We start from the raw sequence: 26149 nt of genomic DNA on the forward strand, positions 1-26149 counted from the left end.
TAAGGAGCAGATCGTGACCGTTGACGACACCCGCGCGAAGCCGCGTTCCAGCGTGGAGGACGTCTGGCCTCTTTCTCCGCTGCAGGAAGGAATGCTCTACCACACCGTCTTGGACGACGACGGGCCCGACACCTACACCGTGCAGACCGTCTACGGCATCGACGGACCGCTGGACGCCGCGTTGCTGAAGGCGTCGTGGCAGGCCCTCGTCGACAGGCACGCCGCGCTGCGGGCCTGCTTCCGGTACGTCAGCGGCGCGCAGATGGTCCAGGTGATCAAGCGGGACGCCGAAATCCCTTGGCGCGAAACGGATCTCACCGGGCTGCCGGAGGACGTCCTCGACAGCGAGGTCGACAGGCTGGCGGCGGACGAACTGGCCGAGCGGCTGAGCATCGACGCGGCGCCGCTGATGAAGCTGCACCTGATCCGGCTCGGCCCGGACAGCCACCGGCTCGTGCACACGCTGCACCATGTCCTGGTCGACGGCTGGTCGATGCCGATCCTGCACCGCGAGCTCGCCGCGATCCACGCCGCGGGCGGCGACGCTTCCGGACTGCCCGCCACAGTGTCCTATCGGGACTATCTCGCCTGGCTCGGCAAGCAGGACAAGGAAATCGCCCGCGCGGCCTGGCGACAGGAGCTCGCGGGACTGGACACGCCGACCACGGTCGCCCCGGCCGATCCGGGTCGCGTGCCGGACATCCACACGACGGTGGTCGAGCTGTCCGAGGAGCTGACGGACGGTCTCGCGCGGCTCGCGCGCGGCCACGACCTCACGCTGAACACCGTCGTGCAGGGCGCCTGGGCCGTCGTCCTCTCGCAGCTCGCCGGCCGTGACGACGTCGTGTTCGGCGCGACCGCCTCGGGACGGCCCGCCGATCTGGCCGGTGTCGAGTCGATGGTCGGCCAGCTGCTGAACACCTTGCCGGTGCGGGTCCGGCTCGACGGCGGGCGACCGGCCGTCGAACTGTTCGCCGACCTGCAGCGCGACCAGGCGGCGCTCATGACCCACCAGCACCTCGGCCTGCAGGACGTGCAGGCCGTCGTCGGCGCGGGCGCGGTCTTCGACACGCTCGTCATCTACGAGAACTTCCCCCGCAAGGGACTCGGCAAGTCGCCCGGCGGCGGCCTGAGCCTGATCCCGGTGAAGCGCGGACGGAACTCCTCGCACTACCCGTTCACACTGGTCACCGGTCCCGGCGAGCGGATGCCACTGATCCTCGACTACGACCAAGGCCTCTTCGACGAGGCGGCCGCCGAGTCGGTCGTCGGCGCGCTGGCGCGGGTGCTGGAGCGGCTCGTCGCCGAGCCCGGGGTCCTCGTAGGGCGTCTGACGCTGGCGAGCGAGGCCGAGCGCGCCCTCGTGGTGGACACGTTCAACGCGACCGACGGCCCGGTGCCGGGGGAGTCCGTGGTCGAGCTGTTCGCGCGGCGGGTGGCCACCGCGGCGGACGCGGTGGCGATCACCGACGCGGCGGGCGCGGACCTGACCTACGCCGAGGTCGACCAGGCGTCGAACCGGCTGGCCCGGTATCTCACCGATCGTGGCGTCGGCCGCGGCGACCGGGTCGGGGTGGCCATGGAACGCTCGCCGGAGCTGCTGATCGCGTTCCTGGCGATCTGGAAGGCGGGCGCCGCCTACGTTCCGGTCGACGTGGAGTACCCGGCCGAACGGATCGCGTTCATCCTCGGCGACTCCGGCGTCTCGACCGTGCTGTGCGCCCAGGCCACCGCCGCGGTCGCGCCGGAGGACGCGATCGTCCTCGACGCCCCGGAAACGCGGGCCGCCGTCGACGCTCTTCCCGGTACGGCACCGGAATTCCGGCCGAGCGCGGACGATCTCGCGTACGTCATGTACACCTCGGGATCCACCGGCCTGCCGAAGGGCGTGGCGATCCCGCACGGCGCCGTGGCCGGTCTGGCGGGCGACGCGGGCTGGCAGCTCGGCCCCGACGACGGCGTCCTGATGCACGCGACGCACGTCTTCGACCCGTCGCTCTACGCGATGTGGGTCCCGCTGGTCACCGGCGGCCGGGTCCTGCTCACCGAACCGGGCGTGCTGGACGCGGCCGGGGTACGCCAGGCCGTGGAACGCGGCGCGACCGCCGTGCACCTCACCGCCGGCAGTTTCCGCGCCCTGGCGGAGACCTCGCCGGAGTGCTTCGCGGGCCTGACCGAGATCGGGACCGGCGGCGACGTCGTTCCCGCGCAGTCGGTGGAGAACCTGCGTCGGGCCCAGCCCGGTCTGCGGGTGCGGAACACCTACGGGCCGACCGAGACCACGCTGTGCGCGACGTGGCTGCCGATCGAACCCGGTGACGTGATCGACCGGGAACTGCCGATCGGTCACCCGATGACCAACCGCCGGATCTACCTCCTCGACGCCTTCCTGCGCCCGGTCGCGCCGGGCGTGGCGGGCGAGCTGTACATCGCGGGCACCGGCCTGGCGCGCGGGTACCTCGACAGCCCGGGCCTGACGTCCGAGCGGTTCGTGGCCTGCCCGTTCCTCCCCGGTGAGCGCATGTACCGCACCGGCGACCGGGCGCGCTGGACCCGTGACGGCGAGGTCGTGTTCCTCGGCCGCGGGGACGAGCAGGTGAAGATCCGCGGCTACCGGGTCGAACTGGGCGAGGTCGAGGCCGTGCTGGCGGCCCAGCCGGGCGTGGTCGAAGCGGTCGTCATGGCGCGGGAAGACCAGCCGGGCGAGAAGCGCCTGGTGGGCTACTTCGTCTCGGACGGCAAGGACGCCGGGCCGGAGGAGATCCGGCGGCAGATGGGCCTGGTCCTGCCCTCGTACATGGTCCTGCTCGCGGTCATCGCCCTGCCCGGGCTGCCGGTCACGCCCAACGGCAAGGTGGACCGCCGGGCACTGCCCGCCCCGGATCTCGCGGGACAGGCCTCGGAAAAGGCGCCGGAGAACGAGACCGAGAAGGTCCTGTGCGCGCTGTTCTCCGAGATCCTCGGTGTCCCGCAGGTGGGCGTCGACGACGCTTTCCACGATCTCGGCGGCAGTTCGGCGCTGGCGATGCGGCTCATCGCGCGGATCCGCGAGGAACTCGGCGCGGATCTGCCCATCCGGCAACTGTTCTCGTCACCGACGCCCGCGGGTGTCGCCCGGGCGCTCGCCGCGAAGTCACGTCCCCCGCTGGAAGCCGTCGAGCGGCCGGACCGCGTGCCGCTGACCGCCCGTCAGCTCCGCGCCTGGCTGCTGGCCAGCCCGGGTGACGAGGCCGCCGGACTGCACCTCTCGGTCGCGCTTCGCTTGCGCGGCAGGCTGAACGTGCCCGCGCTGGCGGAGGCGTTCGGCGACGTCGCGGCCCGGCACGAGATCCTCCGGACCACTTTCCCCGGCGACGCGCAGAGCGTTCACCAGCACATCCACGACACCCTGGCGGTCGAACTGACCCCGGTCCCGGCGACCGAGGACGAGCTTCCCGGACTCCTCGCGGAGCTGCGTGAGCGGCACTTCGACCTCACCGAAGAGGTGCCGTGGCGCTGCGACCTCTTCCAGCTCTCGGAGAAGGCGCACGTGCTGCACCTCAAGGTGCACCGCATCCTGGCCGACGACGAGTCGCTCGACGTGCTCTTCCGCGACCTGGCCGCCGCGTACGGCGCGCGGCGCTCGGGCCGGGTCCCGGAGCGCGCGCCGCTGGCCCTGCAGTTCGCGGACTACGCGATCTGGGAGCGGCGGCTGCTCGACGACGAACGCGGGCAGGACAGCCTCATCAACGAGCAGATCGCCTTCTGGCAGGCCAATCTGGCCGGTATCGACGGTGAGACGGTGCTGCCGTTCGACCGTCCTCGGCCGGTCGTCCCGTCGCGGCGGGCCGGGACGGTCGCGGTGCGGCTGGAGGCCGAGCCGCACGGCCGGCTGACCAAGGCCGTGGCACCGGTCGGCGCGCACGTCCTCCAGGTGGTGCAGGCCGCGCTCGCCGTGCTGCTGGTCAAATCCGGCGCGAGCGACGACGTCGTGATAGGCACGTCGCTGCCGAAGGACGACGACCTCATCGACCTCGAACCGATGGTCGGACCGTTCGCCCGGCCGCTCGCCCTGCGGACGAACCTCGCCGGCGACCCCACTTTCCTGGAGGTCGTCACCCGGGCGCAGGAGGCGGCCCGGACCGCGCGCCTGTACCTGGACCTGCCGTTCGAAAAGATCGTCGAGCTGCTGGACCTGCCGGGTTCGCTCGCCCGCCATCCCGTGTTCCAGGTTGCGCTGGAGGTGGGCGAGGAGGACCTCGGCGCGTGGGACGCGACGGAACTGCCCGCACTGCGCACCGAGGCCGAACCCGTCGCGCCCGACGCCTTCGAGCTCGACCTGTCGTTCAAGCTCACCGAGCGCCTCGACGAGGAGGACGAGCAGGACGGCATCGACGGCACCCTGCACTACGCCACCGATCTCTTCGACGAGGCCACGGCGGAATCGCTGGCACGGCGGCTGGTCCGCGTCCTCGAACAGGTCGCCGAGGACCCGCAGCGGCGCATCAGCGAAGTCGACATCGCGCTGGACGACGCCGAGCGGGAACGGCCTGCCGAGGCACCGGCGAACTGGGCCGGGGCGGTGCCCGCCGTGGCCGCCGGACTGGCCGAGGGAGGGCCGCTCAGCGCCCTCGTGCTCGATGGCGAGCTGCGGCCCGTCGTCGCGGGCGCGGTCGGCGATCTGTACCTCACCGGACCGGTGGTGGACGCGAGCCCGGCCGAGAAGACTGTCGTCTGCCCATTCGGGACGGAGGGGAGGCGGATGGTGCGCACGGATCTGCTCGCCCGCTGGAACTCCTCCGACGCCTTGGCCGTGGTGGGCGAGCGGCGCCTGCCGGGCACTTCGGTGACGACCGGCACGGGTGACTTCGAGGTGCTGCTTCCGTTGCGGACAGGCGGAAACCGCCCGCCGCTGTTCTGCGTCCACGCGAGTGGCGGGCTCAGCTGGAACTACGCGCCGCTGCTGCGGAGCCTTCCGCAGAACCAGCCGGTCTACGGCCTCCAGGCGCGCGGCCTGGCCCGCACCGAACCGCTGCCCGAGAACGTGGAGGAGATGGCGGCGGACTACGTCGACCAGATCCGCACCGTGCAGCCGTCCGGGCCGTACCACCTGCTCGGCTGGTCGCTCGGCGGCCGGATCTCGCAGGCGATGGCCACTTTGCTGGAGGCGCAAGGGGAAGAGGTCGGCCTGGTCGCCCTCCTCGACGCCTATCCCACCGACGTCGGAAGGCTGCCGCGCGCGCAGCGCGGCACCGAAGCCGACGAGGAGGCCGACGCCTTCGACAAGCAACAGGACCAGCAACTGGCGCTCGCCGCCGGGGTGGCCCGGGACGCCGGTGCCCGGACGAACCTGGAGGAGGTCATGGGGCACCTCCGCCGGATCGGGCCGGAGCACACCGCCCGGAGCTTCACCAGCGACATCCTGCTGTTCGTCGCGACGGAGAACCGGCCCTCGCATCTGCCCACCGAGGTCGCGATCGCCAGCTGGAAGCCCCTCACCAGCGGGACCGTCGAACCGCACGAGATTCCCACCGGTCACATGGAAATGCTGCAACCCGCGGCGCTGGCCCAGATCGGGGCCGTCGTCGCCGAGAAGCTCCGGCCCCGGCCGGAGCGCGAAAGGACACAACGATGAGCAACCCCTTCGACAACGAAGACGGCTCCTTCTTCGTGCTCGTCAACGACGAGGGCCAGCACTCGCTGTGGCCGACCTTCGCCGAGGTGCCCGCCGGCTGGACCCGCGTGCACGGCGAGGCGCCCCGGCAGGAATGCCTCGCCTACGTCGAGGAGAACTGGACGGACCTCCGCCCGAAGAGCCTCATCCAGGAAGTCGGTAGCTGAGCGGCGCTGTCCAGCCGTTCGAAGCGGTCAGTTGGACGAGCCTGCCGGGCTCGTCCGGCTGACCCGGGAAAGGACCTGTGCAGTGGAAGCGTTCGAGGAGCTCAACGTCGTCCTGCCGACGGAGATGCACCGGCGGGACCGGTTCGACCCGGTCCGGCTGCTGCTGGACTTCATGGCCAAGGGCCCGATGACCGAACTGGGCACCGAGGAGGACGGCGAGGGCCGGACCGCTTGGCTGGCCACCGGTTTCGACGAGGTCCGGCAGGTGCTCGGCTCGGACAAGTTCAGTTCCCGGCTCCTCTACGGCGGGACCGCGTCCGGCATCACCTTCCCCGGCTTCATCACCCAGTACGACCCGCCGGAGCACACGCGACTGCGCCGGGTGCTGTCGCCCGCGTTCTCCGTGCGGCGGATGGAGCGGTTCCGCTCGCAGGTCGAGGAGGTCGTCGAGGACACGCTGGACGCCATCGACTCCATCGGTGGCCCGCTGGACTTCGTCCCGCATTTCGGCTGGGCCATCGCGACCACGGCGACCTGCGACTTCCTCGGCATCCCCCGGGACGACCAGACGGAGTTGTCACGCAGCCTGCACGCCAGCCGCGCCGAGCGGTCGGGCAGCAGGCGCGTGGCGGCCGGGAACCGGTACATGACGTACATGAGCCAGAACACGGCTCGCACGCGCCGCGATCCCGGCGACGACATGCTCGGCGTCGTCGTGCGCGAGCACGGGGACGAGATCACCGACTCGGAACTGACCGGGCTGGCCGCGTTCGTCATGGGCGCGGGCGGGGACCAGGTCGCCCGGTTCCTCGCGGCGGGCGCGTGGCTGATGGTCGAAGCGCCCGAGCAGTTCGACCTGCTCCGGGAGCGGCCGGACGTCATCCCGGACTGGCTCGAAGAGATGGTCCGGTACCTCAGCACCTCCGAGAAACTCACCCCGCGCATCGCGATCGAGGACGTGCGCGTCGGCGAATTCCTCGTCAAGGCGGGGGATACCGTCACCTGCTCCTTGATCGGCGTGAACCGCCGGGAGTTCCCCGGGCCGTCGGATCGCTTCGACATCACCCGGGCGAAGACGCCGCATGTCGCGTGGGGGCACGGGATCCATCACTGCCTCGGCAGGCCGCTGGCCGATCTGATCTTCCGGGTGGCGATCCCGGCCCTGGCGATCCGCTTCCCGAAACTCCGGCTGGCCGAGCCGGACCGCGAGATCAAACTGGGGCCGCCGCCGTTCGACGTGAAAGCCCTGCCGCTCGACTGGTGACACCGCGAAAAGCTTGAGGAGAATCATGGTAGTTCCGCTGCCACATCAGCGGTTCGGTCTCGATCCGGTGCCGGAGCTCAGCGAGCTGGAGAAGATCGGGCCGCTGCACGAATACGACACCGAGCCGGGGCTGGACGGCCGCAAACAATGGCTCGTCACCGGCTACGACGAGGTCCGGGAGATCCTTTCCGACGTCACCCGGTTCAGCTCGATGCGCCCGGTCGACGACGAGTCGGAACGCGCCTGGCTGCCGGGCATCCTGCAGTCCTACGACCCGCCGGACCACACGCGGCTGCGGGGGACCGTGACGCGGGCGAACACCGTCCGGCGGATCGAGGTCCTGCGGCCGGTCGCGGAGGAGATCGTCGAGGAATGCCTGGACGATCTGGAGGACATGGGGTCGCCGGTCGACTTCGTCCGGAACGCCGCCTGGCCCATCCCGGCGCTGATCGCCTGCGACCTGCTCGGCGTCCCGCGTGACGACCAGTACGAGTTGTCGCGGATGTTCCGGGAGAGCCGGGAGAGCCGGATCCCCCGGCAGCGGAACCTGTCCGGGCTGGGCATCGTCAACTACGCCCGGAAGCTGACCGCCCGCAACCGCGTCGAGCCCGGCGACGGGATGATCGGCGGCATCGTGCGCGACCACGGTGACGAGGTCTCCGACGACGAACTCGCGGGGCTCGCCGAGGGGATCATGATCGGGGCGGTCGAACAGCTCGCCTCCCAGCTGGCGATCGCCGCGCTGCTCCTGGTGACCCACCCCGACCAGATGGCGCTGCTGCGCGAGCGTCCGGAACTCGCGAACTCCGCGGCCGAGGAAGTGCTCCGGTACGCGTCCATCGTGGAGACTCCCTCGCCCCGGACCGCGTTGGTCGACGTGTTGATCGGCGGACGCGACGTCCGCGCCGGCGACGTCCTGACCTGTTCGCTGCTGGCGGTGAACCGCGCGCGGGGCGAACGGTTCGACATCACCAGGGAGAACACCGAGCACATCGCGTTCGGGCACGGCATCCACCACTGCATCGGGGCGCCGCTGACCAGGCTTCAGCTGCGAGTGGCGCTGCCCGCGCTGGTCCGCCGGTTCCCGTCGCTGCGGCTGGCCGTCCCCGAAGAGGAGCTGCGGTTCAAGCCCGGCAGGCCCGCCCCTTTCGCGGTGGAGGAGCTTCCCGTTGAGTGGTGACGACTCGCGGCCTCTGCACATCCGGCGGGACGGTTTCGGTCCCGCGGAAGACCTGCGTTCCGCCGGTCCTCTGTCGAAGATCACCATCGGCGAGGGCGCGGGCGCCGAGACCAGCTGGCTGGCCGCGGACCACGCCGTCGTCCGGCAGGTGCTCGGCGACCACCAGCGGTTCAGCAACCGGCGTCGCTGGCACGACCAGGACGAGGTCGGCGGCAAGGGCATGTTCCGGCCCCGGGAACTGGTCGGCAACCTGATGGACTACGACCTGCCCGAACACTCCCGGATGCGGCAGAAGCTGTTGCCGGGCTTCACTTTGCGCAGGATCCGGCGGCTCCAGCCGTACATCGAGCAGATCGTGGAGGAACGTCTCGACGCGCTGGAGGACGAGGGCTCGCCCGCGGACCTGATCGAGATCGTCGCCGACGAGGTGCCCGGGGCCGTGCTGTGCGAGCTGATCGGGGTGCCCCGGGACGACCGGGCCACGTTCACCCAGCTGTGCCACCGGCACCTCGATCCCTCGCTGAGCCAACGGAAACGGGCCGCCGCCGGCGAAGCGTTCTCCCGCTATCTGCTGACCATGATCGCCAGGCAGCGGAAGGAACCGGGCGAGGGGCTGATCGGCGCCGTCGTCGCGGAACACGGCGACGCGGCGACGGACGAGGAGCTTCGCGGTTTCTGCGTGCAGGTGATGCTGGCCGGGGACGACAACATCTCCGGCATGATCGGGCTCGGAGTGCTGGCGTTGCTGCAGCATCCCGAGCAGATCGCCGCTTTCCGGGGCGGCGATCAGGCGGCGGACCGGGCTGTGGACGAGCTGATCCGGTACCTGACAGTCCCGTACGCGCCGACGCCGCGTACCGCCATGCAGGACGTCACCATCGCGGGCCAGGTGATCAGGGAAGGCGAGACGGTCACCTGCTCGCTCCCCATGGCCAACCGTGACCCCGCCCTGCTGGCGGAACCGGACCGGCTCGACGTCACGCGCGACCCGGTCCCTCATGTCGCGTTCGGACACGGCGTCCATCACTGCCTGGGTGCGGCGCTGGCGCGCCTCGAACTCCGGGTCGTGTACACCGCGCTGTGGCAACGCTTTCCGAAGCTCAGGCTGGCGGATCCGGACCAGGAGACCGTCTACCGGCTGACGACGCCGGCGTACGGATTGACGAGTTTGACGGTCGAATGGTGAGTGAGGGCGGCGGATAGGGCTGGGTCGGGGTGGTCGTGAGTGGCGATTCGGGTTCTATTGAGGGGCAAGGCCAATGTGGCGTGTTGTGTCGCTCGCCCGTGCGTCGGCCTCGGGTGTCGCGAAAGCCACTTTCGGGACACCCGATGCCCCGAAAGTGGCTTTCGCGACACCTCCGGGCCTCCGTCACCCACGACCACCGCAAGACCCGCGGAGATGGGGGCTTTCCACTCACGCGACGCGGGGAAAGTCCCCATCGTCTCGTTCGTCACCGTCGGTCGCCGGTCCGTGAAGGCCTCCTTGAGGGACCCTGGGTCCCTCAAGGAGGCCTTCACGGACTTGACACCCGGGCAGGGACACCTTTGCCTTACCCCTCAATAGAACCCGAATCGCCACTCACGACCACCTGTACCGATGGTCTCTCTGGCGTCCGGCCGCTGGGGCATGTCGCGAAAGCCACTTTCGCGACGTCTGGTGTCCCGAAAGTGGCTTTCGCGACACCGCTTTTCCCGGCAGACCACTCACGACCCAACCGACCCGCCACCCACCTCGCGCTTTCGTCCACGGCGGCACCCTGGACTTCTTTCCTGAGCACGGGCGAAGATTGGGGCACCCGAGTGTCCGAAGAGGAATCCGGAACACCAAACGCGGTCGGTGAAGGAGTTTCCACTCGATATGGATCAGGATATCGATGAGGTCGCGCCACTCGTGCAGCCGACGGCGAACTACATGCTCAGGACGCATTGCGATCCCCACGAGGACATGTTCGATCTCCGGGCGCACGGCCCGCTGGTCCGGATAGTCGGGAGCGCGTCCACGCAGCTGCGGACGGACTACGTCTGGCAGGCCATGGGATACGACGTCGTGCGGCAGATCCTCGGCGATCACGAGCATTTCACGACGCGGCCCCGCTGGAGCTCGGCGGAATCGCCCGCCGACGAACCCATCCCGCCGGATCTCATCGGGCAGCTGTCGGTCTACGACCCGCCCGAGCACACCCGCCTGCGCGGAATGCTGACCCCGGAGTTCACCACGCGCCGGATCCGCAGGCTGGAACCGGCGATGCTGGAACTGATCGAGGATCGCATCGACATCCTGGAGGCCGAGGGGCCGCCCGCGGACGTCCAGGGATTGTTCGCGGATCCGGTCGGCGGGCTCGCGTTGTGCGAATTGCTCGGCATCCCGCGTGACGATCGCACCGAATTCATCCGCCGGGTCAGGCAGAACGTCGCGCTCAGCCGAGGATTCAAGGCGAGGGCGCACGACAGCGCGGCGTTCAACCGCTATCTGGACGGCCTCATCGCCCGGCAGCGCGCGGATCCCGACGAGGAGTTCATCGGTTCGATCGTGCGCGAACACGGCGACGACGTCACGAACGCCGAGCTGCGCGGCGTGTTCACCGCGCTCATCCTCGGCGGCGTCGAGACCGTCGCGGGAATGATCGGATTCGGGGTGCTCGCCCTGCTGGAGCATCCCGAGCAGAAGGATCTGATGCTCGCCGGCAAGGACGAAGCGGATCGTGTCGTCGCCGAACTGCTGCGGTACCTCTCGCCCGTGCAGCAGCCGAACCCGCGGCTGGCCATCAAGGACGTCGTCATCGGCGGTCAGCTGATCAAGGCGGGGGAGTACGTGATGTGCTCGATCCTGATGGCGAACCGCGACGAAGCGCTGACGCCGAACGCCAACGTCCTCGACGCGAATCGCGCATCGGGTTCCCATGTCGGGTTCGGACACGGTATTCATTACTGCATCGGCGCGGCCGTGGCGAGGTCGCTGCTGCGGATGGCTTATCAATCCCTGTGGGGCAGATTTCCCGATCTGCGCCTCGCCGTGCCGCGCGAGGAAATCAAACTCCGGAACGCGTTCATCGATTGCCCGGACCAATTGCCGGTCGCCTGGTAGCGCAATGACGACGACAGAGGAATGGTGAGAAATGCCGGTCGAAGAATACGACGTGGTGGTCGCGGGTGGCGGGCCGTCCGGATCGACCCTTGCCACGTTCGTGGCCATGCAGGGACATCGGGTCTTGTTGCTGGAGAAGGAACTCTTCCCCCGTTACCAGATCGGCGAGTCGCTGCTGCCGTCCACGATCCACGGCGTGTGCCAGATGCTCGGCGTCACGGACGAACTGGCGGCGGCCGGATTCCCGGTCAAGCGCGGCGGCACGTTCCGGTGGGGCGCCCGCCCCGAGCCGTGGACGTTCTCCTTCTCCGTCTCGCCGCGGATCACCGGTCCGTCGTCGTTCGCCTATCAGGTCGAGCGGGCGAAGTTCGACCAGATCCTGCTGAACAACGCCAAGCGCAAGGGCGTCGAGGTCCGTGAGGAATGCTCGGTCACCGACGTGCTCGAAGAGGGCGAGCGCGTCACCGGCGTCCGGTACACCGACCGCGACGGCAAGGAGCACGAGGTCAACGCGACCTTCGTGATCGACGCTTCGGGCAACAAGAGCCGGCTCTACTCCAAGGTCGGCGGCTCGCGGAACTACTCCGAGTTCTTCCGCAGCCTGGCGCTGTTCGGCTACTTCGAAGGCGGCAAGCGGCTGCCCGAGCCGTACTCGGGCAACATCCTGAGCGTCGCGTTCGACAACGGCTGGTTCTGGTACATCCCGCTGAGCGACACGCTGACCAGCGTCGGCGCGGTGGTGCGCCGGGAGGACGCGGACAAGGTCCAGGGCGACCGGGAAAAGGCGCTCACCTCCCTGATCGCCGAGGCCCCGCTGATCGCGGAGTACCTCAAGGACGCGAAGCGGGTGACGACGGGCAAGTACGGGGAAGTCCGCGTCCGCAAGGACTATTCCTACAACCAGACCGAGTTCTGGCGCCCCGGGATGATCCTGGTCGGTGACGCCGCCTGCTTCGTCGACCCGGTGTTCTCCTCCGGTGTCCACCTGGCGACCTACAGCGGTCTGCTCGCGGCGCGGTCGATCAACAGCGTCCTCGCCGGGGACTTGGACGAGAAGACCGCCCTGACCGAGTTCGAAGCGCGGTACCGCCGCGAATACAGCGTCTACTACGAGTTCCTCGTGGCGTTCTACGAGATGAACGTGAACGAGGAGTCGTACTTCTGGCAGGCCAAGAAGGTCACGCAGAGCAAGCACACCGACCTGGAGTCGTTCGTCGACCTGGTCGGCGGGGTGTCCTCCGGGGAGAACGCCCTGGTGACCCAGCTCGCCGAGCGCAGTGCCGAGTTCGCCGACGCCGTCGACAAGATGGCGGGCGGTGACGACGCCAGCATGGTGCCGCTGTTCAAGTCGCAGGTCGTCCGGCAGGTCATGCAGGAGGGCGGCCAGGAACAGATGCGGGTGGTCCTCGGCGACGACGCCGAGCCGGAGATGCCGCTGTTCCCCGGTGGGCTGGTGGTCTCGCCCGACGGCATGAAGTGGCTGCCCCACCGTCCGGTCTGACCTCCGACCCAGCCGGCGCCGGAACCTGCGAACGAGGGAAATACCTGATGCGTGCGTTGTTGTCGATGTTCGGGACCCGCGGAGATCTCGAACCGGTGCTGGCGTTGGCTGTGCGGTTGCGGGAACGCGGCGTCGAGGTGCGGGTGTGCGGTCCGGCGGACTTCGCGGAGCGGCTGGCCGAGTTCGGGGTGCCGATGGTGCCCGTCGGCCCGCCGGTCCGCACCGGGGCGGGGCCGGGACCCGGGTTCGCGACCGAGCTGATCGACGCGCAGTTCGACCAGGTCCCGGCGGCCGCCGAAGGCTGTGACGTGGTGGTGGCGACCGGGATGGTGGCGGTCGCCTCCGCCGTCCGGTCGGTGGCGGAGAAGCTGGGGATCCCCTACTTCTACGCCGCCTGCCATCCGATCGACATCCGGTCGCCGTTCGACCCGCAGCTGCGGCCCGATCGCGGCGGCGAGTCGTTCGCACTGGACGACACGGACCAGCACTCGTTGCGGGACATGCGCGACGAGGGGCTGTTCCAGCGGTTCGGCGATCCGGTCAACGGCAGGCGGGCCGCGCTCGGCCTCCCGCCGGTGGACGGCATCATCGACCACGCCTACACCGATCGCCCGTGGCTGGCGGCGGATCCGGTCCTGGTCCCGCTGCGGAAAGGCCAGGAAGCCGTGCAGACCGGCTCCTGGTACCTCGTCGACGAACGGCCTCTCCCCGCGGAGGTGGAGGAGTTCCTCGCAGCGGGGACGCCGCCGGTGTACGTGGGATTCGGCAGCCTGGACGCTCCCGAAGACGCCGCCAGGGTGGCCATCGAGTCGGTCCGCGCCCAGGGGCGCCGCGTCATCCTGTCGCGAGGCTGGGCCGAGCTGGCCCGGATCGACGACCAGAGCGACTGTCTCGTCATCGACGAGGTGAACGTCCAGGTGCTGTTCGGTCGCGTGGCCGCCGTCGTCCACCACGGCGGTTCGGGGACTGCGCACGTGGCGACGCGGGCGGGCGTCCCGCAGATCATCATCTTCCAGGGCATGGACCAGCCGTACTTCGCCGCCCGGGTCGCCGAGCTGGGGATCGGCGTAGCGCACGACGGCCCGGTCCCGACCGTCGAATCCCTGTCGGCCGCGCTCGCCAAGGCACTGGCCCCGGAGACGGCCGCACGAGCCGAGGCGGTGGCCGAGATCGCCCGGACGGATGGGGCGATGGCGGCCGCGGAACTGGTCCTCGGCGCGGTCAGCAAGGAAAAGCCCGCCGTTTCGGTGTGAACCACACGAGCTCGATCAGGGGATGCGAAATGCGCGTTTTGTTGTGGGCCAGGGGATCACGCGGCGACGTCGAACCGCTGGTGGCCTTGGCGGCGAAGCTGCGTGAGGCGGGCGCGGAGGTGCGGATGTGCGCGCCCCCGGACAGCGCGGCGCGGCTGGCCGAGATCGGCGTGCCGCTGGTGCCGGTCGAACGCTGGAAGGGCGCGTCGGCCTCGCACGGGACGCCCGACGCCGAGGCCGGGTCGAACGCCGAGCGGCTCGAACAGATCCTCAAGGTCGCCGAGGGCTGTGACGTGGTGGTCGCGGCCGGTCTGCTCTCCGGCGCGGTCGCCGTCCGGTCGGTGGCCGAGAAACTGGGCATCCCGTACTTCAACGTCGTGCTCTGCCCGATCCACCTGCCGTCGGCGCTCCCGCCGGCGCAGCGGGCCGAATACAACCAGGGCACCGACAACCTGATCGGCGGCATGCTCAACGACCAGCGGGTCGAGCTCGGCCTGCCGCCCGTGACGAACCTCTTCGACTACGCCGCCACCGACCGTCCCTGGCTGGCGGCGGATCCGACCCTCGCCACCTTGCGGCCGGGCGAGGAGGCGCTGCAGACCGGGGCGTGGATCCTGCCCGACGAGCGCCCGCTTTCCCCCGAGCTGGAGGAATTCCTGGCCGCGGGCCCGTCACCGGTGTACGTCGGTTTCGGCAGCACGCCCGAAACCGCCGACGTCGCCAGGGCGGCCATCACGGCCGTCCGCGCTCAAGGCCACCGGGTGGTCCTTTCCCGCGGCTGGGCCGATCTCGCCTTGCCCGACGACGGAGCCGACTGCTTCGCCATCGGCGAGGCGAACTTCCAGGAGCTGTTCCGCCGGGTGGCCGCCGTCGTCCACCACGAAGGCACGGGCACGACGCACGTGGCCGCGCGGGCGGGCGTCCCCCAGGTCGTGGTGCGCCACATCGTGGGCCAGGTGTACTACTCCGAGCGGATCGCCGAACTGGGGATCGGGGTGGCCATCGACGGTCCGGCCCCGACGATCGAGGCCCTGTCGGCCGCGCTCACCACCGCGCTGTCCCCGGAGACCCGCGAGCGGGCGGCCGCCGTCGCGGGCCGGATCCGCACCGACGGGCCGGCGGTGGCCGTGGAACTGCTGCGCGACGCGGTCAGCCGGGAAAAGCCGGCTGTTCCCGCGTGAACCAGGAAACGACGGAACGGGGAACGCCGTAATGCGTGTGTTGTTGTCGACCTCCGGCAGCCGCGGGGACGTCGAACCGCTGCTGGCGCTGGCGGTGCGGTTGCGGGAAGCCGGTGCGGAGGTGCGGATGTGCGCGCCTCCGGACGAGGGGGAGCGGCTGGCCGGGTTCGGGGTGCCGCTGGTACCGGTCGGCGAGTCGACCCGCGCGATGACGCACGAGAAGAAGCGGCCGTCGCCCAAGGACGGTCCCCGGCTTTCGGCCGAGGCGATCGCCACGCAGTTCGAGCAGGTTCCCGCCGGCGCCGAGGGCTGTGACGTCGTGGTGGCGACCGGAATGCTCGCGGCCGCTGTCGCCGTGCGATCGGTGGCCGAAAAGCTTGGCATCCCGTACTTCTACGCCTTTCACTGCCCGGTCTACCTGCCGTCGCCGCACTACCCGCCCCCGCCGCCCCTGGGCGAGCCGCCCGCACCGGCCGGGACCGACATCCGGTCGCTGTGGGCCCGCAACAGCCAGAGCGCTTACCGGCGGTTCGGCGAGCCGCTCAACGGCCAGCGGGCCAAGATCGGCCTGCCGCCGGTGGAGGACATCTTCTCCTACGGCTACACCGATCACCCCTTGCTGGCGGCGGATCCGGTCGTCGCCCCGCTGCTGCCGACGGATCTCGACGCCGTACAGACCGGGGCTTGGACGCTGCCCGACGAACGGCCGCTTTCCCCTGAGCTGGAAGCGTTCCTGGCCGCGGGTGAGCCGCCGGTGTACGTCGGTTTCGGCAGTATGCGCGCCCCGGAGGACGCCGCGAAGGTGGCCGTCGAGGCTGTCCGCGCCCAGGGCCGCCGGATGATCCTTTCCCGTGGCTGGGCCGATCTGACGCTGATCGACGACCAGGCCGACTGCTTCGCCGTAGGCGAGGTGAACCACCAGGCGCTGTTCGGCCGGGTGGCCGCCGTCGTCCATCACGGCGGGGTGGGGACGACGACCGCCGCCGCGCGGGCCGGTGCCCCGCAGGTCGTGGTGCCGCAGATCGCGGACCAGCCGTACTTCGCCGGGCGGGTGGCCGAGCTGGGCGTCGGGGCGGCGCACGACGGTCCGACACCGACCGTCGATTCGCTGTCGGCCGCGCTCGTCACGGCCTTGTCCCCGGAAACCCGGGCGCGGGCGGCCGAGGTGGCGGGCATGATCCGCGCCGACGGGGCGGCGGTGGCCGCGAAACTGGTCCTGGAAACGGTGAGCAGCGGACGAGGAACCCCTTGATGCGTGTCTTGTTGTCGACGAGCGGACTCCGCGGCGACGTCGAACCGATGGTGGCGCTGGCGACGCGGCTGCGGGCGCTGGGTGTCCAAGTGCGGATGTGCGCACCTCCGGACGCCGCGGACCGGCTCGCCGGGCTCGACGTGCAGGTGGTCCCGGTCGGGCAGTCGTTGCGCGCGATGATGCGCGCGATCACCGGATCGTCGCGCGGGGACGGGCTCCGGCTCCCGGCCGAGGAGATCGACGAGCAGTTCGACCAGGTCCCGGCGGCCGCCGAGGGCTGTGACGCGGTGGTGGCGACCGGGGTGCTGTCCGCCGCGATCGGGGTTCGGTCGGTCGCCGAAAAGCTGGGCATCCCGTACTTCTACGCCGCCTACTGTCCGATCTACCTGCCGTCGCCGTACTTCCCGCCGCCGCTCGGCCGCGGCGACGGCGAGCCGCCCGAAGATCTGGACATCGACGACAACCGCGCGCTGTGGGGCTTCTACAACCAGGTCTACTTCGACCGGTACGGCGGCCCGCTCAACAGCAGGCGCGCAGAGCTCGGGCTGCCGCCGGTGGAGAAGCTCATCGACTACGGCTGCACCGAGCGGCCCTGGCTGGCGGCGGATCGGCTTCTGGCACCGCTGAAGCCGGACCAGGACGTCGTGCAGACCGGGGGGTGGATCCTGCCCGACGAGCGGCCGCTTTCCCCTGAGCTGGAGGCGTTCCTGGCCGCCGGCGAGCCGCCGGTGTTCGTGGGCTTCGGCAGTACCTCCGACACCGACGACACCGCGAAACTGGCCGTCGAGGCGATCCGGGCCCAGGGCCGCCGGGTGGTCCTTTCCCGTGGCTGGGCCGATCTCGCCCTGCCCGACGACGGAAACGACTGCTTCGCCGTCGGGGAGACCAACTTCCAGGCGTTGTTCGGCCGGGTGGTCGCCGTCGTCCACCACGGCGGCGGCGGGACGACGCACGTGGCCGCGCGGGCCGGTGTCCCCCAGGTCGCGATCCCCCAGATGACGGACCAGCCGTACTTCGCCGACCAGGTGGCCGCGCTGGGCATCGGCGTGGCCTTCGAGGAATACGGCCCGGCCCCGACCTTCGAGTCCTTGTCCGCCGCGCTCGCCACGGCGCTTTCCCCGGAAACCCGCGAGCGGGCGGCCGAGGTGGCGGGGGCGATCCGCACCGACGGGACGGCGGTGGCCGCCGGACTGCTACGCGACGCGGTAACCGGTCACAGCGAGAAAGGAAGCCCGAACATGTCCGGAAACACCACGCAAGCGAACGAGCCGGTTCTGGTCGAGGTGACGGAGGACTTCACCTGTTACGCCGGACCGGATCCGTCGGGTCAGCACGACGAGCTGATGTTCATCTTCAACGAGGTCTTCCATTTCGACACCTACGCCCCCAGTGTGGGCGAGGTGCCCGACGAAGGCGTCATTCTCGACGTCGGCGCCAATGTCGGGCTTTTCTCGATTTACGCGAAGAGGCAGAAACCGAAAGCGAAACTGATCGCCTTCGAGCCGATTCCGGCGTCGGCGGCGGCGCTGCGCCGGAACGTGGAACTGCACGGCCTGTCCGGCTTGACCGTGCACCAGCTGGCCTTGGGCGAGGTCGACCGGAAGGATGTCGCGTTCACCTACTATCCCGGCATGCCCGGGAACTCGACGAGGCATCCGGAGACCAAGAACGAGCACTTCGCGGCTCAGGCGGTCGAGGTCGGCGTCGAGGTGGCGACCCTTTCTTCCGTGCTGGCAAAGCATCCCGAGCTGGATCGGGTCGACCTGGTGAAGGTCGACGTCGAGGGCTCGGAGCTCGAAGTCCTCGCCGGGCTGACCGAGGACGACTGGGCGAAGATCCGGTCCTGGGTCATCGAAATCAGCGACGCGAACGGCCAGCTGGCCGAACTCCGGAAAGCGCTGGAGAGCCGCGGATACACCGTGGACGCCGAACTCGACGACAAGATCATGGTGGAACCGATGTATTTGGTGCACGCTTCGCGCAAATGACGCCTTTCCGCGTCCGACGTGGACATCACGGAAAATGACTAGGGTGGGGAACATGTCCAAGCTTGCCTCTGAACCGCACGAAAACCGGCAAATGGCGGAGTGGTTCGGTGCCGACGCCGCGCGCTACGACCGCGCCCGCCCCGGTTATCCCGGCGCACTGGTCGACCGGATCATCGGATCGAGCCCCGGCAAGAGCTTCGTCGACGTCGGCTGCGGGACGGGTCTTTCCTCGCGCCCGTTCCAGGCGGCGGGCTGCACGGTGCTCGGGGTCGAACCGGACGCGCGGATGGCGGACGTCGCGCGAGCGCGGGGTCTCGAAGTCGAGGTCGCCAAATTCGAGGACTGGGACCCGGCGGGCCGCACGTTCGACGCGGTGACCTCGGGGACCGCCTGGCATTGGGTGGACCCGCTCGCCGGGGCGCGCAAGGTGGCCGACGTGCTGACGCCGAACGGCCTGATCGCGTTGTTCGACAACGGTTTCGAGCTCCCGCCCGCCGTCATGAAGGCGCAGGGCGAGGCATACCGGCACGCCGTCCCCGACATGTCGTTCGAAGAACCGTCCAAAGAGGACAGGGAAGGCGACGTCGAGGAGTACGCCAAACAGATCTACGCGAAGCAGTACGTGAAGGCGGCCGAGGGCATCAAGCAGACCGGCGCGTTCACCGAGCCGCGGCAACTGCGCTTCGTCTGGGAACGCGTCTACACGCGCGACGAATGGCTGGACCTGGTCCCCACCCAGGGCGGGCTCAACCACCTCGACGAGGCCGCGCGCACGCGGTTCCTCACCCACCTCGGCGCGGCGATCGACGAATTGGGCGGCTCCTTCACCATTCACTACGCCACCGAAGGCATCACCGCGACCAGGCGGTGAACGCTCTCGGGAAAAGGGGGATCCTCGATGCGGGTGTTGTTCTGGGCGTACGGGCCACGCGGGGACGTCGAACCGCTGGTGGCCCTGGCGGTGCGGGTACGGGAGCTCGGCGCGGAGGTGCGGATGTGCGCGCCTCCCGACTACGTGGAACGGCTGGCCGAAGTCGGCGTGCCGCACGTGGTCGTCGGCGAATCGGTGCTCGAAGGGGCTCGCGGTGGATTGGGCGGACCGCCCGATCCCGAGCAGGCCGTCGCGGGGATCGCCGAGCAGTTCGACAAGGTCCCGGCGGCCGCCGAAGGCTGTGACGCGGTGGTGGCGAGCGGTCTGCTGACCGGCGCGATCGCCGTGCGGTCGGTGGCCGAGAAGCTCGGCATCCCGTACTTCTTCGCGGTCGCTTCCCCCGTCCTGCAGCCGTCGCCGGAGCAGCGGGGCATGTACAACCAGGGCATCGACAAGATGTTCGGCGGCGCGCTCGACGACCAGCGGGCCGCGATCGGCCTGCCGCCGGTGCGGAACCTCTTCGACTACGGCTGCACCGACCGTCCCTTGCTGGCGGCGGACGAGGCTTTGGCCCCGCCGCGGCCGGAGCTCGACGGGGTGCGGACCGGAGCGTGGATGGTGGCCGACGAACGGCCGCTTTCCGCTGAACTGGAAGCGTTTCTGGCGGCCGGAGAGGCGCCGGTGTACGTGGGCTTCGGCAGCTCGCCCGCCCCCGACGACGTCGCCAGGATCGCCGTCGAGGCGATCAGGGCACAGGGCCGCCGGGTGCTCCTCGCCCGCGGCTGGGCCGATCTGGTCCTGCCCGACGACGGTGCCGACTGTTTCGCCGTCGACGAAGTGAACCAGCAGGTGTTGTTCGGCCGGGTGGCCGCCGCCGTCCACCACGGCGGGGTCGGCACGACGCATGTGGCCACCCGGGCCGGCGTTCCCCAGGTCGTGGTCCCGCAGATCGCCGACCATCCGCACCACGCGAGCCGGGTGGCGGAGCTGGGGGCCGGGGTGGCGCACGACGGTCCGACGCCGACCGTCGAGTCGCTGTCGGCCGCGCTCGCCACGGCCCTGTCCCCGGAAACCCGGGCGCGGGCCGCCGAGGTGGCGGGCACGATCCGCGCCGACGGGACCACGGTCGCCGCGGAACTGCTGCTCGACGCGGTCAGCCGGGAAAAGCCCGCTGTCTCTGTCTGAACCACCCCTTGGCTGGAAAACGAGTAAGGAAACGGGAGAACCGTCCATGAGCGCCACCGGAAAGCAAATGATCGCCGACAGCTGCCGGATCTGCGGCAACACCGAACTGGTGCCGGTACTGGATCTCGGCTCGCAAGCCGTCACGAGTGTGTTCCCGCGCTCCCGCGGCCAGGTCCCCGTCGTCCCGCTCGAACTGGTGAAGTGCTCGCAGAGCGGCTGTGGACTCGTCCAGCTCAAGCACACCACCGACTCCAGCCTGATGTACGGCCACGGCGGCTACGGCTACCGGTCCAGCATCCGGCCGTACATGATCAACCACCTGCACGGCATCGTCGGTCAGGTGACTGACCTGGTCGAGCTGAAGGCCGGTGACCTGGTCGTCGACATCGGCAGCAACGACTCCACCCTGCTGCGGGGCTATCCGGCGAACGGCCCGGAGCTGGTGGGCTTCGACCCCAACGGCGAACAGTTCCGCGACCTCTACCCGGAGCACGTCGGCCTGGTCCCGGATTACTTCACCGGCAAGGCTTTCGCGGACCGCTACGGCGACCGGAAGGCCAAGGTCGTCACGTCGATCGCGATGTTCTACGACCTGCCCCGGCCGGTCGAGTTCATGCAGGAGATCCACGACATCCTCGACGAGGACGGCGTGTGGATCTCCGAGCAGGCGTACCTGCCGTCCATGCTGGACATGGTCGCCTACGACGCGATCTGCCACGAACACCTCGAGTACTACGCGCTGCGGCAGTTCGAGTGGATGGCCGAGAAGGTCGGCTTCACCGTCGTCAAGGCCGAGATGACCGAGGTGCACGGCGGCAGCATCCGGGTGACCATGGCGAAGAACAGCGGCCACTACCCGGTGGACGACGCGGGTCTCGCGGCGTTCCGTCGCGGCGAGGAGGCCATCGGCCTGCACACGATGGCCCCGTACGAGAAGTTCGCCGCCAAGACCAGCGCGCACCGCGACGAGCTGCGCGACTTCCTCGACGCGTCGAGGGCCGCCGGAAAGCTGACCCTGGGCTACGGCGCGTCGACCAAGGGGAACGTGATCCTGCAGTACTGCGGGCTGACCGAGAAGGACCTGCCCGTCATCGGCGAGGTCAACGCGGACAAGGCCGGCTGCTTCACCCCGGGCAGCGAGATCCCCATCGTGTCGGAGGAAGACGCCAAGGCGCAGAAGCCCGACCAGTTGCTGGTCCTGCCGTGGGGGTACCGCGACAGCTTCATCGAACGCGAGCACGAGTACCTCGCGAACGGCGGCACCCTGGTCTTCCCCTTGCCCCAGCTCGAAATCAAGTCTTCCTGAGCACTGACGGCCATTCCGGCCCGCGGTCCCGGCGCAGTCGTGCCGGGACCGCGGTTCCGGGTGTGAGGAGACCGATCCCATGCTTGAAGACCCCTCGGCGGCCCGGATACTGGCGATCTCCCCGCATCTGAACGACGCGGTGCTGTCGGCCGGGGCCTGCCTCGACCGGGCGGCGCGCGACGGTGCGGAAGTGCTCGTCCACACGGTGTTCGCCGGGAGCGCGCCGCCGCCGTATTCCGCGGCCGCGGAACGGATGCACGCGTTCTGGGGTCTCTCGCCGGACGCCGACGCGACGCTCGTGCGCCGCGAAGAGGACATCGCCGCTTTAGGCCACTTAGGACTGTCCTATCGGCACGGACGATTCCTCGATTCCATCTATCGCAAGCGGCCGGACGGCGAGTGGCTGGCGTCGCCCAGGGAAGGCGGCGCGAAACTGGCCGTCGAAGAACGTTCGCCGGACGGCGATCACGAACTCGTCGCCGAGATCAAGGCCGACATCGAAGCGGTCATCGGGGAGTTCGATCCCACGCTGATCTTGACCTGCGCGGCCATTCTCGATCATCCTGACAATCAGGTTTCCCGTGACGCCGCGCTGTTCGCCGCGTTCGAGAAGGACCTCCCGATCCGGCTGTGGGAAGACCTTCCCTATGTGACGAACCGGCCGGGGCCGGTCGAGCTGCCGCCGGGATTCCGGCGCGGCGCTCCCGTGTTCCACGCGGTCGGCGAAGAGGTTCGGACGCGGAAATTCGAGGCCGTGGAGTGCTATTCTTCCCAGCTGGGAATGCTCAACGGACGTAACAAGAACATGGTCGCCCGAATGGACGAGCACGCCAGGAAGAATTCCCCGGACGGCGGATACGGCGAAACGACTTGGCCGGTCGTCCGCGTCGAAGAGCCCCGCTGAGCCCGAACCTCCCCTTTGCCGACGCCGCATCACGCCCGGAGGTACCGAGTGTCCACAACACTCACTCATCTGCCGTCTCCACCCCAGGACACCACGCCTCCCGAAAGCGGACGCGCCCGCTGGGCGTTCTGGCGTTCGCCCGCCGGCCAGCCGCCGTGGGCCCGGCCCGCGCTGCTGGGCATCGCGATCGTCGCGGCGGTGCTCTACGCCTGGAACCTGCCGCGCGCCGACTTCGCGCCCCTGTACTCGGACGCCGTCAAGAGCATGTCCGGCAGCTGGAAGGCGTTCCTGTTCGGCGCCGTCGACCCGCAGGCGACGGCCACGCTCGACAAGCTCGCCGGCTCGTTCGTGCCGCAGGTCGTCTCGGCCAAGATCTTCGGGTACAGCGAATGGTCGCTCGCGCTGCCGCAGGTGATCGAGGGCGTGATCTCGGTGCTCGTGATGTACCGGGTCGTGCGGCGCTGGGCGGGCGTCGTCCCCGGCCTGCTCGCCGCCGGGATCTTCACGCTCACGCCGGTCGCCGCGTCGATGTTCGGGCACAGCATGCAGGACGGCCTGCTGACCCTGTGCCTGGTGCTCGCGGTCGACGCCTATCAGCGTGCCGTGCTGGAGGGGCGGCTCCGGTCGCTGGTGTGGGCCGGTGTCTGGATCGGGATCGGTTTCCAGGCGAAGATGATGCAGGCGTGGATGATCCTGCCCGCGCTGGGGATCGGCTATCTGCTCACCGCGCCGATCGAGAAGCGCCGCCGGATCAAGCATCTGGGCCTCGCCGGTGTGGTGATGCTGGCTGTTTCACTGTCGTGGGTCGCGCTCTACACCTTCACGCCTGCCAGTTCCCGGCCGTATGTCAGCGGCACCACGAACAACAGTGCCTTCGCGATGGTCTTCGGTTACAACGGTCTCGCGCGGGTCGGCATCAACGTGCCCGGCGCGGTGCCGGACGCGGGCCGCGCGGGCGGCGCGCCGGCGCTCGGCCCGCCGGACCACCCGCTGGACATGTCGGAGGCCGGTCCGGGCGACCTCGGCCAGGGCCCCGGCGACCGCGGCCCTGGCGACACCGGCCCCGGTGACACGGGACCGGGCGCCGGGCAGCCGGGACCCGGCGACATGGGGCCTGGTGACACGGGCCCCGGCGACACCGGTCCGGGGCAAGGTCAGCCGGGGCCCGGTCAGGCTCAGCCCGGGCCAGGAGACGTGCTGGTCCTGCCCAACGGCGACGTGATCGTGGGGCCGGGCGGCGGGCCGCCGCCCCAGGCGGACCCGTCGAAGGTCGAGAGCCGCACGGACCCGTTGGGGTGGAACAAGTTGCTCGACGGCCACCTCGGCGTCGCGATCTCGTGGCTGTTTCCGCTCGCCTTCCTCGCCCTGTTCTGCGGGCTCTGGTGGTCGCGCCGATCCGAGCGCACCGATCCGGTACGCGGTGGGCTGCTGATGTGGGGCGTGTGGCTGGTGACCTTCACCTTCGTCTTCAGCTTCGGGGACGTAGCGCACACCGCGTACGTGGCTTCGTTCGCCCCCGCGCTCGCCGCGCTTTCCGCTCTGGGCATCGTGATGTTCTGGCGGGCGTATCGGCGCGGCGGCCGGGCGGGCTGGGTAATGCCTGCCGCGATCGCGGCGCAGGTGGCGTGGACCGCCTGGCTCTGGTCGCACTACCCGGGCTTCCTGCCCTGGGCACGGTGGGGCACCCTGGCGCTCGGCGTGCTCGCGCTCGTCGTGCTGGTGCTGGCCCGGGTGCTCAAGAACGCCTCACCCGCCCTGGTGAAAGCCGGACTCGTCATCGGCGTCGTGGCCATGCTGGCCGCGCCCGCCACCTACGCCTTGTCCGTCTTGGACTCCGACTACTCCGGTAGCTCCTTCGACGCCAACGCCGGCCCGGCTTCGGGATCCGCGTGACCGATCTGCGCGTCACCCGGACGGGCTGGCGTCCGCCGACACGGATCGCGTTCCGCTTCTGTGTCGTCTATTTCGGCTTGTTCTGCCTGCTCCTCCCGCAGATCCTGTTCGCGCTGCTGGGAGCTCTGGGTCCGTGGATCGTCGGACCCGCCCAGCCGTGGTTCGTCTTCGTGACGGACCTCGTCACCGGCTGGGCGGGCAGGACGTTCTTCGGCGTCGACGCGGTGCTGCACGCGGACTCGGGGGCCGGTGACCAGACCGCGGTCTGGGTGCTGGCGTTCTGCCTCCTGATCGTGGCGGTGGTGGCCACGGCGGTGTGGACGGCCTTCGACCGTCGTACCGCCCACCCGCGGCTGCTGGCGTGGTTCACGCTGTTCGTGCGGCTGTGTCTCGGCGGGCAGATGCTGGGGTACGGCGTCGGCAAACTGGTCCCCAGCCAGATGCCCGGTCCGACGCTGGCGCAGTTGCTGCAGCCTTACGGGGATCTGAGCCCGGCTTCGGTGCTGTGGCTGCAAGTCGGCAGCTCTCCGCCGTACGAGATAGCGCTCGGCGCGGTGGAGGTCCTGGCCGGCCTGCTGCTGTTCGTGCCGAGGACCGCGGTGCTGGGCGCCGTGGTGAGCCTGGCGAGCATGGCGAACGTCTTCCTGATGAACATGACGTTCGACATCCCGGAGAAGCTGCTTTCGGCGCACCTGATCCTGCTCGCGCTGTTCCTGCTCGCCCCGTACCTCTGGCGGCTGGTCGAGGTGTTCGCGCTGAACCGCGCGTCCGAGCCGCTGACGCAGCCCCCGCTGTTCGCCGACGCCAGGAAGAACCGCGTCGCGGTCTGGCTCCAGGTGGCGCTCGGTCTCTGGATCGCGGTGAGCGGCGGCTTTTCGCGGTGGGAGATCTGGTCCGAACAGGACGGACCCGGCAGCCCCAAGTCGGCGCTGTACGGGATCTGGGAAGTCCGGGACTTCACCCTGGACGGGCAGACCGTGCCGCCGCTGACGACGGACGAGAACCGGTGGCAGAGGGTCGTTTTCGACGATCCGGAGGCCGCGACCTACCAGCGGATGAACGGCGAGCTGGTGCCGTCGCGCGCGGACCTCCGGCCCGACGGGCAACTGGAACTCTCCGCGGTGGCGGACCAGCCCGGCGCCGAGAGCCCGCCACCCTTCGCGACGCTGCGCGCCTCGCGAACCGGGGCCGATCGGCTGTCGTTGAGAGGGAAACTGCGTGACCGGGAGGTCGTGATCACGCTGGAGCGGGTGGATCCGGACGGCTTCACGCTGCGGAGCCGGGGATTCAACTGGGTACAGGACTACCCGTACTTCCGGTGACGGACGCCTTTCAGTCAGACCGCACCGGTGGCCGAAGGCGTAACTCGTGTGATCAGGAACGGAACTCGCGTGATCAGACGGCGAACACGGTGAACGCCTTCTGATCACGCGAGTTCCGTCTCCAATCACGCGAGATCGCCGCCT

17 protein-coding genes are annotated in these 26149 nt (G+C 69.8%); all 17 read left to right on the forward strand.

From position 1 onward, the window contains the following. Positions 1-13 precede the first annotated feature (13 nt). The 17 genes from AB0N89_RS29030 (at position 14) to AB0N89_RS29110 (ending at position 26005) form a co-directional block, all read left to right on the forward strand. Positions 14-5614 (forward strand): amino acid adenylation domain-containing protein, encoded by a 5601-nt coding sequence (locus AB0N89_RS29030; protein WP_364210688.1) that lies wholly within the window; start codon positions 14-16, stop codon positions 5612-5614. After that, positions 5611-5820 (forward strand): MbtH family protein, encoded by a 210-nt coding sequence (locus tag AB0N89_RS29035; protein WP_093934234.1) that lies wholly within the window; start codon positions 5611-5613, stop codon positions 5818-5820. Before AB0N89_RS29030 ends, AB0N89_RS29035 begins: the two co-directional genes overlap by 4 nt. 124 nt (positions 5821-5944) lie before the next feature. Then, positions 5945-7084, forward strand: a complete 1140-nt coding sequence (locus AB0N89_RS29040; RefSeq protein ID WP_364210754.1) for a cytochrome P450 — start codon at positions 5945-5947, stop codon at positions 7082-7084. Positions 7085-7109: 25 nt separating this feature from the next. Next, the gene (locus tag AB0N89_RS29045) at positions 7110-8264 is read left to right on the forward strand and encodes a cytochrome P450 (RefSeq protein ID WP_364210691.1); all 1155 of its coding nucleotides are present in this window, start codon (positions 7110-7112) and stop codon (positions 8262-8264) included. Further along, on the forward strand, positions 8254-9450 hold the full coding sequence (locus tag AB0N89_RS29050; RefSeq protein WP_364210694.1) for a cytochrome P450: 1197 nt from the start codon (positions 8254-8256) through the stop codon (positions 9448-9450). The genes AB0N89_RS29045 and AB0N89_RS29050 overlap by 11 nt, the downstream gene beginning before the upstream one ends. A 672-nt stretch (positions 9451-10122) precedes the next feature. After that, positions 10123-11349 carry a cytochrome P450 gene (locus AB0N89_RS29055; RefSeq protein WP_364210697.1) on the forward strand — a complete coding sequence of 409 codons (1227 nt, stop codon included), beginning with the start codon at positions 10123-10125 and terminating at the stop codon, positions 11347-11349. A 31-nt stretch (positions 11350-11380) separates the two neighbouring features. Next, positions 11381-12850 (forward strand): tryptophan halogenase family protein, encoded by a 1470-nt coding sequence (locus AB0N89_RS29060; protein WP_364210700.1) that lies wholly within the window; start codon positions 11381-11383, stop codon positions 12848-12850. A gap of 47 nt (positions 12851-12897) precedes the next feature. Next, on the forward strand, positions 12898-14103 hold the full coding sequence (locus AB0N89_RS29065) for a glycosyltransferase (protein ID WP_364210703.1): 1206 nt from the start codon (positions 12898-12900) through the stop codon (positions 14101-14103). A 29-nt stretch (positions 14104-14132) separates the two neighbouring features. Further along, positions 14133-15284: a glycosyltransferase gene (locus AB0N89_RS29070; protein WP_364210706.1), complete on the forward strand. Its 1152-nt coding sequence runs from the start codon at positions 14133-14135 to the stop codon at positions 15282-15284. Positions 15285-15315: 31 nt separating this feature from the next. Further along, positions 15316-16536, forward strand: a complete 1221-nt coding sequence (locus AB0N89_RS29075) for a glycosyltransferase (protein WP_364210709.1) — start codon at positions 15316-15318, stop codon at positions 16534-16536. Further along, positions 16536-18524: an FkbM family methyltransferase gene (locus AB0N89_RS29080; protein WP_364210712.1), complete on the forward strand. Its 1989-nt coding sequence runs from the start codon at positions 16536-16538 to the stop codon at positions 18522-18524. The genes AB0N89_RS29075 and AB0N89_RS29080 overlap by 1 nt, the downstream gene beginning before the upstream one ends. Positions 18525-18576: 52 nt before the next feature. Next, positions 18577-19395 (forward strand): class I SAM-dependent methyltransferase, encoded by an 819-nt coding sequence (locus AB0N89_RS29085; RefSeq protein ID WP_364210715.1) that lies wholly within the window; start codon positions 18577-18579, stop codon positions 19393-19395. 27 nt (positions 19396-19422) lie between these two features. Next, positions 19423-20580 (forward strand): glycosyltransferase, encoded by a 1158-nt coding sequence (locus AB0N89_RS29090; protein WP_364210718.1) that lies wholly within the window; start codon positions 19423-19425, stop codon positions 20578-20580. A gap of 46 nt (positions 20581-20626) precedes the next feature. Beyond that, a complete protein-coding gene (locus AB0N89_RS29095; RefSeq protein WP_364210721.1) occupies positions 20627-21886 on the forward strand; it encodes a class I SAM-dependent methyltransferase in 1260 nt (419 codons plus the stop codon). 79 nt (positions 21887-21965) lie between these two features. Continuing rightward, positions 21966-22790 (forward strand): PIG-L family deacetylase, encoded by an 825-nt coding sequence (locus AB0N89_RS29100; RefSeq protein WP_364210724.1) that lies wholly within the window; start codon positions 21966-21968, stop codon positions 22788-22790. A gap of 48 nt (positions 22791-22838) precedes the next feature. Next, positions 22839-24683: a glycosyltransferase family 39 protein gene (locus tag AB0N89_RS29105; RefSeq protein WP_364210727.1), complete on the forward strand. Its 1845-nt coding sequence runs from the start codon at positions 22839-22841 to the stop codon at positions 24681-24683. Continuing rightward, on the forward strand, positions 24680-26005 hold the full coding sequence (locus AB0N89_RS29110; protein WP_364210730.1) for a DoxX family protein: 1326 nt from the start codon (positions 24680-24682) through the stop codon (positions 26003-26005). Before AB0N89_RS29105 ends, AB0N89_RS29110 begins: the two co-directional genes overlap by 4 nt. Positions 26006-26149 lie beyond the last annotated feature (144 nt).

It is taken from the genome of Amycolatopsis sp. NPDC089917, from assembly GCF_040684635.1.
Lineage (GTDB): Bacteria > Actinomycetota > Actinomycetes > Mycobacteriales > Pseudonocardiaceae > Amycolatopsis.

What these genes read in the sequence shown, in the direction of transcription:
- AB0N89_RS29035 (WP_093934234.1), top strand. Translation starts at nt 5,611, where the DNA reads ATGAGCAACCCCTTCGACAACGAAGACGGCTCCTTCTTCGTGCTCGTC.
- AB0N89_RS29040 (WP_364210754.1), top strand. Translation starts at nt 5,945, where the DNA reads ATGCACCGGCGGGACCGGTTCGACCCGGTCCGGCTGCTGCTGGACTTC.
- AB0N89_RS29045 (WP_364210691.1), top strand. Translation starts at nt 7,110, where the DNA reads ATGGTAGTTCCGCTGCCACATCAGCGGTTCGGTCTCGATCCGGTGCCG.
- AB0N89_RS29055 (WP_364210697.1), top strand. Translation starts at nt 10,123, where the DNA reads ATGGATCAGGATATCGATGAGGTCGCGCCACTCGTGCAGCCGACGGCG.
- AB0N89_RS29060 (WP_364210700.1), top strand. Translation starts at nt 11,381, where the DNA reads ATGCCGGTCGAAGAATACGACGTGGTGGTCGCGGGTGGCGGGCCGTCC.
- AB0N89_RS29065 (WP_364210703.1), top strand. Translation starts at nt 12,898, where the DNA reads ATGCGTGCGTTGTTGTCGATGTTCGGGACCCGCGGAGATCTCGAACCG.
- AB0N89_RS29070 (WP_364210706.1), top strand. Translation starts at nt 14,133, where the DNA reads ATGCGCGTTTTGTTGTGGGCCAGGGGATCACGCGGCGACGTCGAACCG.
- AB0N89_RS29075 (WP_364210709.1), top strand. Translation starts at nt 15,316, where the DNA reads ATGCGTGTGTTGTTGTCGACCTCCGGCAGCCGCGGGGACGTCGAACCG.
- AB0N89_RS29080 (WP_364210712.1), top strand. Translation starts at nt 16,536, where the DNA reads ATGCGTGTCTTGTTGTCGACGAGCGGACTCCGCGGCGACGTCGAACCG.
- AB0N89_RS29085 (WP_364210715.1), top strand. Translation starts at nt 18,577, where the DNA reads ATGTCCAAGCTTGCCTCTGAACCGCACGAAAACCGGCAAATGGCGGAG.
- AB0N89_RS29090 (WP_364210718.1), top strand. Translation starts at nt 19,423, where the DNA reads ATGCGGGTGTTGTTCTGGGCGTACGGGCCACGCGGGGACGTCGAACCG.
- AB0N89_RS29095 (WP_364210721.1), top strand. Translation starts at nt 20,627, where the DNA reads ATGAGCGCCACCGGAAAGCAAATGATCGCCGACAGCTGCCGGATCTGC.
- AB0N89_RS29100 (WP_364210724.1), top strand. Translation starts at nt 21,966, where the DNA reads ATGCTTGAAGACCCCTCGGCGGCCCGGATACTGGCGATCTCCCCGCAT.